General features: G+C 27.1%; 15 protein-coding genes. 8 read left to right on the forward strand and 7 right to left on the reverse strand.

What is annotated here, in order from left to right:
• Nucleotides 1-12: 12 nt before the first annotated feature.
• The 7 genes from CRU91_RS09920 to CRU91_RS09950 are packed head-to-tail and all read right to left on the reverse strand — an operon-like array spanning nt 13 to nt 6135.
• Nucleotides 13-750, reverse strand: a complete 738-nt coding sequence (locus CRU91_RS09920; protein WP_113895066.1) for a sulfite exporter TauE/SafE family protein — start codon at nt 748-750, stop codon at nt 13-15.
• A 2-nt stretch (nt 751-752) separates the two neighbouring features.
• The gene (cysE, locus tag CRU91_RS09925) at nt 753-1502 is read right to left on the reverse strand and encodes a serine O-acetyltransferase (protein WP_222718453.1); all 750 of its coding nucleotides are present in this window, start codon (nt 1500-1502) and stop codon (nt 753-755) included.
• On the reverse strand, nt 1492-3306 hold the full coding sequence (gene speA / locus CRU91_RS09930) for a biosynthetic arginine decarboxylase (RefSeq protein WP_113895067.1): 1815 nt from the start codon (nt 3304-3306) through the stop codon (nt 1492-1494). The genes cysE and speA overlap by 11 nt, the downstream gene beginning before the upstream one ends.
• Nucleotides 3296-4537, reverse strand: a complete 1242-nt coding sequence (gene hisS / locus CRU91_RS09935) for a histidine--tRNA ligase (RefSeq protein WP_113895068.1) — start codon at nt 4535-4537, stop codon at nt 3296-3298. The genes speA and hisS overlap by 11 nt, the downstream gene beginning before the upstream one ends.
• Complete coding sequence (gene tmk, locus CRU91_RS09940) at nt 4527-5096, reverse strand: dTMP kinase (RefSeq protein WP_113895069.1); 570 nt, start codon at nt 5094-5096, stop codon at nt 4527-4529. The genes hisS and tmk overlap by 11 nt, the downstream gene beginning before the upstream one ends.
• Nucleotides 5087-5578, reverse strand: coding sequence for a pantetheine-phosphate adenylyltransferase (coaD, locus tag CRU91_RS09945; RefSeq protein ID WP_113895070.1), 492 nt, complete (start codon nt 5576-5578; stop codon nt 5087-5089). Before coaD ends, tmk begins: the two co-directional genes overlap by 10 nt.
• 2 nt (nt 5579-5580) lie before the next feature.
• The gene (locus tag CRU91_RS09950; RefSeq protein WP_113895071.1) at nt 5581-6135 is read right to left on the reverse strand and encodes a UbiX family flavin prenyltransferase; all 555 of its coding nucleotides are present in this window, start codon (nt 6133-6135) and stop codon (nt 5581-5583) included.
• A 176-nt stretch (nt 6136-6311) separates the two neighbouring features.
• On the opposite strand from CRU91_RS09950, the gene CRU91_RS09955 reads away from it, so the two are divergent.
• From CRU91_RS09955 to CRU91_RS09990, 8 genes are read left to right on the forward strand one after another with little or no spacing between them, the layout of a single operon-like run.
• Nucleotides 6312-6947: a recombinase family protein gene (locus CRU91_RS09955; protein WP_113895072.1), complete on the forward strand. Its 636-nt coding sequence runs from the start codon at nt 6312-6314 to the stop codon at nt 6945-6947.
• Between the two features lie 57 nt (nt 6948-7004).
• Nucleotides 7005-7451, forward strand: coding sequence for a 50S ribosomal protein L9 (rplI, locus tag CRU91_RS09960; protein ID WP_113895073.1), 447 nt, complete (start codon nt 7005-7007; stop codon nt 7449-7451).
• Nucleotides 7452-7453: 2 nt separating this feature from the next.
• On the forward strand, nt 7454-7990 hold the full coding sequence (gene hslV, locus CRU91_RS09965) for an ATP-dependent protease subunit HslV (RefSeq protein ID WP_113895074.1): 537 nt from the start codon (nt 7454-7456) through the stop codon (nt 7988-7990).
• A gap of 7 nt (nt 7991-7997) precedes the next feature.
• Nucleotides 7998-9326, forward strand: a complete 1329-nt coding sequence (hslU, locus tag CRU91_RS09970) for an ATP-dependent protease ATPase subunit HslU (RefSeq protein WP_113895075.1) — start codon at nt 7998-8000, stop codon at nt 9324-9326.
• Between the two features lie 50 nt (nt 9327-9376).
• Entirely contained in the window at nt 9377-9682 is a 306-nt protein-coding gene (locus CRU91_RS09975; protein WP_113895076.1) for a hypothetical protein, read from the forward strand.
• Between the two features lie 9 nt (nt 9683-9691).
• Complete coding sequence (locus tag CRU91_RS09980; protein ID WP_113895077.1) at nt 9692-10480, forward strand: TatD family hydrolase; 789 nt, start codon at nt 9692-9694, stop codon at nt 10478-10480.
• Between the two features lie 37 nt (nt 10481-10517).
• Nucleotides 10518-11765, forward strand: coding sequence for a lytic transglycosylase domain-containing protein (locus tag CRU91_RS09985; protein ID WP_113895078.1), 1248 nt, complete (start codon nt 10518-10520; stop codon nt 11763-11765).
• On the forward strand, nt 11749-12642 hold the full coding sequence (locus CRU91_RS09990; RefSeq protein WP_306458745.1) for a septal ring lytic transglycosylase RlpA family protein: 894 nt from the start codon (nt 11749-11751) through the stop codon (nt 12640-12642). The genes CRU91_RS09985 and CRU91_RS09990 overlap by 17 nt, the downstream gene beginning before the upstream one ends.
• Nucleotides 12643-12650: the final 8 nt, after the last annotated feature.

Genomic DNA, 12650 nt, shown 5'->3' on the forward strand with positions numbered 1-12650 from the left:
TATCTTATAATATTAAAATACAGTTTTATATATAGTTACTACCAAAACAAGAAGATTTAAAAGTAAAACAAAAGTTTTGTATGAAGTTGCTTGTGTTTTTTCTTTTATTTTTATACCAAAATATACACCAATTAGTGAACCAATACCTATTATTGCACCTTCATAATATAGCATATTCCCATATATTGAAGTAGATATAAAACCACCAATAGAAGAAAAAATCACAAAAAATAACCCTAAAGCAGTTGCAATTTTTAAATCATATTTTAAAAATCCAACTAAAATAGGAAGTAATACTAGTGAACCACCAATTCCTATACTCATAGCTAAAATACCAACAAAATAACCAATAGCTAAAAGTACATATACACTTTTATCTTCTTTTTGTATATTTGAAGATGCAGGAGCTTTAAATAGAGTATATATTGTATATAAAAGTGCTGTTATGAAAAGATATTGAAGATAAATATCTGGAACTTTTGGTAAAAAGTAACCACTTGTAGCTCCACCTAAACTAGCCCCAATACCTAATATAACACCATCTCTTACTAAACCTTTTATTTTTTTTGAGTTTAAAAAAGAGCCATAAATAGATGAAAAAACCATTTGCATAATAGATATTGCAACAGCTTCTTTCATACCATAATTAGCAAGTAATAACATAGGAATCAATATACTTCCTCCACCAATTCCAAAAAAACCTGATGTAAAACCAGTAATTAATCCAAATGCTACTAGTTCAAATTCCATTATTAACCTTTTTTATTTGTTTTTAATGTTTCAATAAAAGATTGGTATTCTTTTTCTAAAACTTCATTTTTTTCATTTATATTGCAATTTTCATTTTTTACATTACTTTCTAAAATAGAAATTCTTTCAATTAGATATTTAAACATCTCTTTATTTATATCTGGTAATTCATTGTGAGCTAGTTTATCTTTAGAGTTGTCTTTTTTGATAATTCTTGCAGGAACTCCAACAGCTGTTGAATTTTCAGGTACATCTACAACCACAACAGAGTTCGCTCCTATTTTTGAGTTTGCCCCAATAGTAATATTTCCTAAAACTTTTGCTCCACTACCTAAAACTACATTTGATTTAACTGTTGGGTGACGTTTACCTTTATTTAGGCTAACTCCACCTAAAGTTACTCCTTGATATATCAAAACATCATCTTCAACAATAGCAGTTGATCCAATAACAACTCCAATAGCATGATCAATAAAAACTCTTCTTCCTATCGTTGCAGCTGGATGTATATCTGTTTTTGTACAAATAGAACAAATACCAGTAAGAACTCTTGCTAATTTTTTAAAACCTTTGTAATATAGTCTATTTGCAATTCTATGATTTATGATAGCCCAAACACCAGGATAATTAAAAAATATTTCAAAATTTGATTCTAAAACTGGGTCATTTAGCTTTGGAACAGAAAAATCTTCTTTTATTTGTTGCCATAAAGATAATTTTTCACCATTTTTTATCTCTTCTTCATTCATCATCATAATAACTCCAAATAGTTTTTAAGTAACTATTGTCATTTAGATATTTTTGTAATACTTCATAAGTTTCAAGAGGTAAACTTCTTCTTAAAATTGTTTGTATCTCTTCTGTGTCATAATCAATATCTTCTAAAATATCGATAATTTTTTGAGATTCTAAAATCTTTTCAAGTTGAACTTCTCCATCTTTAAATACAACATTTACTTCTGTTGGATGTGAAAATAAGTTGTGTTTCATTCCTAAAGTATCTTGATATGCTCCAACATTAAAAAATCCTAAAAAGTAATCTTCTTTATTTAAATTTACATCATGTAAATATAGAGGTTTTTTCATATCAAATGGTATCTCTCCATCACTATCACAAGTAATATCCCATAAAGATGCACTTCTTGTTGGTTTTTCATCAAGATGTGTTATTGGCATAATTGGAAACTCTTGATTTATTCCCCAATAATCAGGTAATGATTGAAATAAAGAGAAATTTAGAAGATACTTTTCTTGAATATTTTTATCAAATCTTTTTAACTCTTCATAATCATCAATTTGAAGTAATGAAATAGCTTTTTTTATGATTTGATGAGTTAATATTTCAGCATTTGATCTATCTTGTAAATCAATATATCCTAAATCAAATAATGTTAGCAATGATTCTAAGTGGTCGATACTATCGTGCATAAACTCATAAGCTGTTTTTTTAGTCATATCTTTATATAATTCATTTAATTCTGCAATTAAAGGAGGATTTTTCTCTTTTAATTTTAGATGATTTAACTCATATTCTGCTGAAAAGAGTTCTAAAACAGGAGTTATAAGTACAGTTGAAGCAGCACTTATAAATCTTCCTGATTCGGTAAAAATATTTGGCTCTTCAACGCCTTTTTGTCTTGCAATCTCTTTTAGTGTAAATACAACATCACTTGCAAACTCTCTTAGTGAATAAAATCTAGTTCTTTCATAAGAACTATATTCTACACTTAATCCACCACCAATATTGATTGAAGATAGATTTTTTGCACCTAAATTTTTAAGTTCTGCATAAATATGTCCAGATTCTCTTAGAGCTTTTTTAAGAGGTTTTATAGAGTTCATAGCTGAACCTATATGAAAGTGAATCATTGTTAGTAAATCTTCAAGGTTATTATCTTGCATAAGTTCAAAAGCTTCTAAAATTTCTGTTGAAGTTAAACCAAATTTAGAGTCAATTCCACCACTTTTTGCCCAAACACCACTTCCTCCACTGTGAAGTCTTACTCTTAAACCAACATTTGGAGCTTCAAGTTTTGTTTCTTTTAAAACTTCCACAATCATCTCAAGTTCATTTAAACCTTCAATTATAACTGTAATATCATGTCCCATACTTTTTGCTATAAAACAAAGGTGTATCATCTCTTTGTCTTTGAAACCATTGATAGTTATTGGACTTCCCATATTGTTATAAGTCATAGCAATGATTAATTCTGCTTTACTTCCTGCTTCAAGTCCATAATTGTATTTTTTACCAGCACTTATTAATGGATGAATAAAATTTGGTAATTGATTTACTTTTAAAGGAAAAACTGCATTAAAAGTTCCTTTATAATCATATTCTTTCATACTTGCATTAAAATTACTAAACAGAGTTTTTATCTGTTTTTTTGTTATATGTGGAAATCTTAGAAGTAAAGGACCTTTAAATCCTTGTTTTCTTACATTTTTTACGATTGATATTAAAGATGGATTACTATCATAATCAACTTTTACAACTCCATCTTCAATAAAAAAATTATTATCAGACCAAATGTCTATACCATATTTATTCTTCAACTAAAAACTCCTCTAATGCAATGTTTTTTTCTTCTTTTGTATCTAAATTTTTAATAAAAATTGTACTATTTTTTAACTCATTTTCTCCAATAAGTGCAACAATATTACAATTTAGTTTCTGTGCAATTCCAAAGTGTTTTCCAAAACTTCTAGGATTGTACTCTATATGAGTTTTTGTATTTTTTCTTTTATTTATTGCTATTTTGAAAGCTTCATTTAAACAATTTTCATCTAAAGCACCAATATATACAAAATCTTCTTTAAACTCTTTTATTTTTACTAATTCAAGCAATCTTTCTATTCCTATTGCAAAACCAATTCCAGCTGTACTTTTACCACCTAGAAACTCAACCAACCTATCATATCTTCCTCCACCAGCTATTGCACTTTGTGATCCTATTTCATTGCTTACAAACTCGAAAGCAGTTTTGTTATAGTAGTCAAGTCCTCTTACTAAATTTGAATCAATTTCATAAGAGATATTGTTAAAATCTAAAATCTCTTTTAATTTTTCAAAATCACTATTGCAAGAATTACACAAATTATTTGTTATTTTTGGTGCATTTATCAATAAACTTTGGCATTTTTCATTTTTACAATCCAAAACTCTAATTGGATTTGTTAAAATTCTTCTATTACAATCTTCACAAAGTTCATTTACAAAAGTTGATATATGTTTTACTAAATTTTCCTTATATGATGGCATACACTCTTTGCAACCTAAAGAGTTTAATTTTAAAGTAAATCCTATGCCAAAAAAATCTAAAATCTCTTTTATCAGCATTATGATATTTGCATCTTCATAAACTGAGTCTATTCCAAAAACTTCACAACCAAATTGGTGAAATTCTCTAAGTCTTCCTTTTTGGGGTCTTTCATATCTAAACATTGGTCCATAATAGTACCATTTATAAGTTCCACCTGCACGGTCAAGTTTCTTTTCTACAAAATGTCTTACAACTCCAGCTGTTCCTTCTGGTCTTAAACAAACATCATTTTCACCTTTATCGATGAATTGATACATCTCTTTATTTACAATATCGCTACTTTCACCAACACTTCTTTTAAATAAAGCAGTTTCTTCTAAAAGTGGAGTTTCAATATATGAAAAACCATATTTTTTTGCAATTTTAGAAGCATTTTCTATAAAATATGTAAATAAAACACTCTCTTCATTTACAATATCTTTCATACCTCTTAAACTTTGAATATTTTTTGTGCTACTTTGCATCTACAAAATCCTCTATTTGTTTTTCAATAACTTCTATTTTTTCACTTGCATCAATGATTATATGATTGATATTTATATTTTTTATAACTTCTTTCATTCTACTTTGAATTGATAGTAAATAATCAATTCCTCTTTGTTCTATGCTATCGTTCTTTTTTTTTGAAAGTCTATTTATCAATTCATCTTTACTTAATTCAAGTAGGATTATTTTATTTGGAAAATTATTTTGAGTTGCTAATTTATTTAATTCAATTAATTTTTCTATATTTTCTTCTAGAGCATAAGCAATTCCAGAAATAAATGATCTATCTGAAATGATAAGTTTGTCTAAATTTGGAATAATAATCTCTTTTGTATGTTCAGCACGATCTGCTAAAAATAAGAACATTTCAGCAATATTTGAATTTGCTTCTCCATTTAAAATCATTTGTCTTAATTTTATTCCTAATGCTGTTCCACCAGGTTCTTTTGTGAAAATTGCATCTGGAAATTTATTTCTTAAAATATCTAATTGTGTTGATTTTCCAGCTGTATCAATTCCTTCTATACTTACATACATTCAATAATCCTTTTTGGAACTAAATGTTCAAAATTCCCTTTAAATCTGATGATTTCCCTAACTATTGTAGAACTTACAAAAGCATGTTCAAGAGTTGGCATCAAATAAACAGTTTCCAAATTTTTATTTATCGATGAGTTTGCATATCCCATTTGAAGTTCAAATTCAAAATCACTAACAGCTCTCAATCCTCTTATTATAGTATTTATTTTAAGTTCACGTGCAAAATCAACAAGTAGTGTATCAAAGCCAATAACTTGCACATTATTTAAATGTTCCGTTGCAGCTTTTACAAATTCTACTCTTTTTTGATGATTAAACATTGGCTTTTTTAGTTCACTTTTTGCAACGCTTATTATAACTTCATCAAATATTTTTGTTGCTCTTTCGATAATATCTAAATGCCCAATAGTTATAGGGTCAAAAGTTCCACTATAAATAGCTTTTTTATATGAGCCTGTATAATCATATTTATTTTTCATATTTATTTCCATCTTTTATATAAATTATTCTCAACTTTTAGTAAATCAAGCCATTTACCAATTATAAAATTTTCCATCTCTTCTAAACTTTGTTGAGAACTATAATATCCCAAAATTGGAGGAGCAATAGTAACTCCTAATTTTGATAGCTTTAACATATTTTCCAAAGAAATAGTATTAAAAGGAAGCTCTCTAGGAACTACTATAATTTCTCTTTTTTCTTTTAGCATAACACTAAAAGCTCTTGTTATCAAACTATCAGCTATTCCTATTGAGCATTTTGCTAAAGTATTTTGGCTACATGGAATAATAATCATCTTATCAATTTTAAATGAGCCAGATGCTATTGATGCACCAATATTTTTATCTTTAAAAATTGTAATATTTTCACAATCTTTAAAAATATCTTTAGAATTTATTCCATTTTCAAGTTTTAAAGCTTTTTTTGCACTTTTTGAAATCACAACAAAAAGTTCAATATCTTTAGGAATTTGTTTTATAAATTTTAGTGCAAGATTGACTCCACTAGCACCACTAATTGCAACTGTTAATCTCAAAAAAACCTCTAAGTTTATTAAATTATAAAAACATTGATGTTATCAAAAAAAAGCTTTGAGTTTTATTTATATTACAATTTTTTAAATAGTCTGTGTATAAGCTTTTGCTAATGAATAAATAGATAACATTTTGTATAAATTAAAATAGTAATATTTTATAAAATTAGGAGAAAAATATGTCTAAAATATTTACCTATATAAGAAAAAATCAAAATAATGAAACTTATACAAAAGAACAAAAAGATTTTATAGATAGCTATGTCAATAAAAATAAATTAGTTATAAGTAAAAATATTGAAATAGAGATAAATCGCCCTTCACAAGAGAAAAATATTGTACATTTTTTGGAAAATTGTGAGAAAAACTCTACTATAATTATTTCAAATTTAAATGTGTTTGGTAGAACAATTGATAGGATTTTAGAAATTGTAAAATTTTTACTTTCAAATAAAATTAGAATAGTTGTTGTTGAACAAAATTTAGATTTACTTGATGACAATGACAAACTTACACAAATGATTTTAAATATTATCTCAATAACTGTAAATTTAGAAAAAGAGCTTATGAGTTTACGAACAAAAGAGGCTTTGAATGCTAAAAAACAAGATGGAATAGCTTTGGGGAAACCAAAAGGAACTATACAAAAATCAAAATTTGATACTCAAAGAGAAAAAATTGAAGAGCTTTTAGGTGTTGGTTTGAGTGTTAGAAAAATAGCTAAACTTCTAGGTTATAACAATCATATAGGATTAAACAACTATGTTAAAAAAAGAGCTATAAAAGAGCATGTTAAGGCTTCTAAAGAAGCCTAAAATACTATTTTTATTAAAAATAGTGTAGAATTAAATATCAAATTAAATGGAGTTTTTATGAAAGTATTATTGTTAAAAGATGTAAAAAGTTTAGGAAAAGCTGGAGAAGTAAAAGAAGTAGCTGATGGTTATGGTAAAAACTTTTTAATTGGTAAAGGATTAGCACTTCATGCAACTACTGAAGTTTTAAATAGACATAAATCAGAACAAAAAAAATTAGCTTTAAAAGAAGAAGAAGAGATTGCAAAAGCAAAAGAGTTAGCAGAGAAATTAAACTCAACAAAACTAACAATTAGACACAAAGTTGGGGCAAACGACCAACTTATTGGAAGTATTACAAATAAAGAGATCAGTGAAGAACTTGAAAAACAGTTTTCAATTATGATTGATAAAAAAAATATAAGTATAGATAACAAAATAAAACATATAGGAATTTTTGAAGTATCTTGCAAATTGGGACATTCTATAAGTGCCGTTTTAAAAATTGATGTTATAGCAGGTTAAAAATGTTTCATGCAACTACAATACTTGCCTATAAAGGTGCAAATAAAGCTGTAATTGGTGGTGATGGACAGGTTACTTTTGGAAACTCTGTTTTAAAAGGAAATGCAACAAAAATAAGAACACTTTATCAAGGAAAAATTTTAGCTGGATTTGCAGGAAGCACAGCAGATGCTTTTAATCTTTTTGATATGTTTGAATCACACTTAGAAGCTTCAAAAGGAGATTTGCTAAAATCTGTTATCTCTTTTTCAAAAGAGTGGAGAAAGGATAAGGTTTTAAGAAGATTAGAAGCTATGATGATAGTTTTAAATAAAGAAAAAATATTTATTTTAAGTGGAAATGGTGATGTTGTAGAACCTGAAGATGGAGAAATTGCAAGTATAGGAAGTGGTGGTAATTTTGCAATTTCTGCTGCTAGAGCTTTAGCTAAACACTCAAATTTAGACGAAGAAGATTTGGTTCGTGAGAGTTTAATGATAGCTGGAGAGCTTTGTATATATACAAATCAAAATATTAAAATATTAAAATTAGAGGAATAGATATATTATGGATATGACACCAAAGCAAATTGTTGCTTACTTAGATGATTATATCATTGGTCAAAAAGATGCTAAAAAAACTATTGCATTAGCTTTGAGAAATAGATATAGAAGGATGAGGGTTGAGCCAAAACTTCAAGAAGAGATTATGCCAAAAAATATTCTAATGATAGGAAATACAGGAGTTGGTAAGACAGAAATTGCTAGAAGATTAGCAAAAATGATGGGATTACCTTTTGTAAAAGTTGAAGCTAGTAAATATACTGAAGTTGGTTTTGTAGGACGAGATGTTGAATCTATGGTTAGAGATTTGGTTTATGAGTCGATTGCTCTTGTTACAAAGGAGTATGAAGAAAAAATAAAAGATAAAATAGATTCAGAAGTTACTAAAAGAATAGTTGAAAAATTAGTTCCACCTTTACCTGAAACAGCAAGTGATAGTGCAAAAGAGTCTTTTATAAAAACTTATAATTTAATGGAAACAAAGTTATTAAGTGGTGATTTAGATGATAAAAAAATAGAGATTGAAGTCCCTAAAAAAGCTCATGTTGAGATAATAGATTCAAGTATTCCATTTGATATGAGTTCAATGCAAGAAAGTCTTAATAAAATGCTTGGAAGTTTAAATAAAGATAAAATTAAAAAAGAAGTTACAATAAAAGATGCAAAAGTTTTATTAAGAGATGTTGCAAGTGAAGGTTTACTTGATACTGAAGCTATAAAAATAGAAGCTATAAAAAGAGCTGAAAATGGTGGAATTATTTTTATTGATGAGATAGATAAAATAGCAACAGGAAAGAAAAATAATGGAAGTGATCCATCAAAAGAAGGTGTTCAAAGAGATTTACTCCCTATTGTTGAGGGAAGTAATGTTCAAACAAAATTTGGACAAGTAAAAACTGACCATATATTATTTATTGCTGCTGGTGCTTTTCATGTTTCAAAGCCAAGTGATTTAATCCCAGAGTTACAAGGAAGATTTCCTTTAAGGGTTGAGTTGGAATCTTTAGATGAAGAGGCTTTATATAAAATATTGACAAATACTAAAAATTCACTTTTAAGACAATATAAGGCTCTTTTAGCTGTTGAAGGAGTTGAATTAGATTTTGATGATGAAGCTATAAGAGCTTTTGCTAAATACTCTGTTTTAGCAAATGAAAAAACTGAAGATATAGGAGCAAGAAGGCTTCATACTGTTATTGAAAAAGTTATAGAAGATATATCTTTTGATGCAGATGAAAAAAATGGTTCAAAAGTGACTGTAGATAAGGATTTAGTTTCACAAAAATTAGAAAAAATTGTGGATAATGTTGATATTACTAGGTACATATTGTAATTTAATAATATTTTGATAAAATACATCTTAATTAAAAAATTGGGGGATATATGAAAATAATAACTTTTTGTCAAATTGATGAGACAATTTTTAATCCAGATTTTAGTGTGGAGTCTTTTCACTCTAAAAGTGAAGATAAAGCTGATATAGCAATTTTAGATATTGAATCAATATTTGAATATGAAGAGAATAAGCATAGTGTTTGTAAAGATAAGTTTGTAAGTATTGCTGTTATTGAAGATGAAAGTGACTATGATGCCTTTAAAAATTTCGGAATTGATGCTTGGATTAAAAGTGCTGATATATCTCAAATAAATAATCTTATAAATCTTTTAAATAAAAGATTTTTATCATAAGGATTTTTCATTATTATTGATACACATTGCCATTTAGATAACTCTCAATATTATAATGATATTGATGAGGTTATCAAAAAAGCTTTAGAAAATGGTGTAAAAGCTTTTTTAATTCCAGGTGCTGATTTGAATGATTTACCAAGGGCTGTTGAGTTGTCTGAAAGGTATGATGAAGTTTATTTTGCTGTTGGAGTTCACCCTTATGATATAGATGGTTTTGATGAAGAGATTATGGAAAAATATGTAACACATCCTAAGTGCATAGCTATTGGTGAGTGTGGTCTAGACTACTACAGATTAGCTGAAAATGAAGAAGAAAAATTAAAAAATGTAGCAAAACAAAAGGAAGTTTTTATTTCTCAAATAAAATTTGCTATAAAATACAATAAACCTTTGATTATTCATATAAGAGAAGCTTCAAATGATTCAAGACAAATTTTAATAGATAATGATGCAAAAAAAGTAGGTGGTGTTTTACATTGTTATAATGCAAGTGAACATCTACTTATGTTATCTGAACATAATTTTTATTTTGGAATAGGCGGAGTCTTGACTTTTAAAAATGCAAAAAAGCTAGTTGAAGTTTTACCAAAAATACCACAAGATAAATTACTAATAGAAACAGATGCTCCATATTTGACTCCACATCCATATAGAGGTATAAGAAATGAACCTTATTATACAGTTTATGTAGCAGACAAAATGGCCGAACTTTTGGATCTAAGTAAGGTTGAAATAGAAGATCTTACAACAAAAAATGCTAAAAAATTATTTAAAGAATTTTCTAATATTTCTTAGATATAATCTAAAATATTTAAAATAAAGAGAGGTAGTTTTGAAAAAAATATTCTTTATAGTGTTGTTTTTAACTACTTTACTTTATTCAAATTCATTTCAAAATGAAGATATTAAGGTTTTGGATGAAATAGGAGTGCCCAAAGAATTTTTAAAGGAATCATCTTTTCTTTTAAAGTACAAAGACCTATCCTCACAAAAAAAAATCAGATATTATGATAATATAATAAAAAAATCTATCTTAAATGCAAAAATAGTAAGAGAAGAGTTAGAGTATGAAAAAATGCCTAGCTTTTTATTTTTTGTACCATTAATTGAGTCAAGTTATGTTAATCAAATAAGTAAAAAAGGACCTTCAGGTCTTTGGCAAATTATGCCACTTACTGCAACTAACTTAAAATTGAGAAGAAATGATTTTGTAGATGAAAGGCTTGATCTAATAAAATCAACTCAAGCAGCAACTTCTTACTTACAAAAGTATTACAAAAAATTTGGTGAATGGTATTTGTCTGTATTAGCTTATAATGCAGGTGAAGGAAGAATTATTCATGGTTTAGCACGAGCATCTTTAGATAATTATTTAGAAAAGAATCCAACAATGTATCACGATAAAGTTATAAAACTTTATAATATTTATATAAATGATTATAGAAAAAGTAAGAAAGGAATAGATAATCTTTTCACTATTTATAGAGATTTAGGTAAAAAGAATGGACATTTTGACTATATGTACCTCCTAAAACATAACAATAAAAGAGATTATCTTCCTAAAACAAGTATAAACTACATTAATACCCTTGTTGCATTTTCTATTTTGGCAAACAATGATAAATTTAAAAATTTAGATAAAAATTCAAGATATGAGCTCGAAAAGATAACTGCTTCTAAAGGATTAAGATTAAAAACTATTTCAGATGCAATATCTATGGATTATAATGAATTAAAAGGTTTAAATAAACATCTTTTAAAAGAAGTAATACCAACAGATAAAAATAACTATAATTTATATATTCCTCATACAAAAAGTGAACTTTTTAATTTAAAACTAACAAATATTAAAAGTTTGGTGGCTACTGATGAAAAAGTTGTTGTATCGAAAGATGCAAAACAAGAAGTAGCTAAAAAGAATTTGCCTAAAGCTAATAAAACTATACATATTGTAAAACAAGGGGATACTTTAGAAGCAATATCAAAAAAATATAAAGTAAGTGTAAAAAAGATAAAAAGTGATAACAAAAAGAAGACAAATATGTTGAAAATAGGAGAAAAGATTGAAATTTACAAATAGAATGATATATTTTATAGGAGTATTGTTATGTTCAGTTTTTTTATTTACAGGTTGTTCAACAAAACAAAGTGCTGATTATAGGACTTTTCATAAGCAAACAGGAAATACAAATATAAATAATTCAGATGCTATGCATAGGGCTACTATGCGACCTTATGATGTATTTGGCGTTCGATATTATCCATTTGTTGCAAATGTTGGTGATGTTTTTGATGGTATTGCATCTTGGTATGGTCCAGATTTTCATTCAAAAAAGACTTCAAATGGTGAGATTTACAATATGTATGCAATGACAGCTGCCCATAAAACTTTACCTATGAACACTGTTGTTCGAGTTGATAATTTAGACAATGGAAGATCTACTATTGTAAGAATAAATGATAGAGGACCTTTTGTTGCGGGAAGGATTATAGATTTATCAAACAAAGCAGCACATGAAATTGATATGATAAGAAAAGGAACAGCCAAGGTTAAAGTTACTGTTTTAGGGTACAATGGCTTAGTAGATGATAAAAATGCGCCATCTGTTTCAACTGTTGAGAAAAAACCAAAAGTAGAGCAAATAGATGTAGTTGAAGATGTTATTGTAACAACAGATGTTAATACAAATGTTGGGGTACCAATACCAAATCAAAATTCTACAAAACCAGTTGTAGGTAAAGGAAAGTTTAGTATTCAAGTTGGGGCATTTAGTTTACAAACAGGTGCTTTAAAAACTGTAAATGACTATAAGATTAAATTCCCTTCAAGAAAAATAGAATATAGTGAAAATGGTGGAATATATAGAGTTTATATTAGAGGTTTCTCATCTTATGAGGATGGACAGAAATTTAAAGAAAACAATAGTTTAAATAGTGCAATTGTAGTACAAAATTAGGATTTAAA

Origin of the sequence: Aliarcobacter vitoriensis (assembly GCF_003316695.1) — a bacterium.
Lineage (GTDB): Bacteria > Campylobacterota > Campylobacteria > Campylobacterales > Arcobacteraceae > Aliarcobacter > Aliarcobacter vitoriensis.

Excerpts from the sequence above, each read along its gene's own strand:
- CRU91_RS09920 (WP_113895066.1), bottom strand. The coding sequence starts at position 750 with ATGGAATTTGAACTAGTAGCATTTGGATTAATTACTGGTTTTACATCA.
- cysE (WP_222718453.1), bottom strand. The coding sequence starts at position 1,502 with ATGATGAATGAAGAAGAGATAAAAAATGGTGAAAAATTATCTTTATGG.
- hisS (WP_113895068.1), bottom strand. The coding sequence starts at position 4,537 with ATGCAAAGTAGCACAAAAAATATTCAAAGTTTAAGAGGTATGAAAGAT.
- tmk (WP_113895069.1), bottom strand. The coding sequence starts at position 5,096 with ATGTATGTAAGTATAGAAGGAATTGATACAGCTGGAAAATCAACACAA.
- coaD (WP_113895070.1), bottom strand. The coding sequence starts at position 5,578 with ATGAAAAATAAATATGATTATACAGGCTCATATAAAAAAGCTATTTAT.
- CRU91_RS09955 (WP_113895072.1), top strand. The coding sequence starts at position 6,312 with ATGTCTAAAATATTTACCTATATAAGAAAAAATCAAAATAATGAAACT.
- rplI (WP_113895073.1), top strand. The coding sequence starts at position 7,005 with ATGAAAGTATTATTGTTAAAAGATGTAAAAAGTTTAGGAAAAGCTGGA.
- hslV (WP_113895074.1), top strand. The coding sequence starts at position 7,454 with ATGTTTCATGCAACTACAATACTTGCCTATAAAGGTGCAAATAAAGCT.
- hslU (WP_113895075.1), top strand. The coding sequence starts at position 7,998 with ATGGATATGACACCAAAGCAAATTGTTGCTTACTTAGATGATTATATC.
- CRU91_RS09975 (WP_113895076.1), top strand. The coding sequence starts at position 9,377 with ATGAAAATAATAACTTTTTGTCAAATTGATGAGACAATTTTTAATCCA.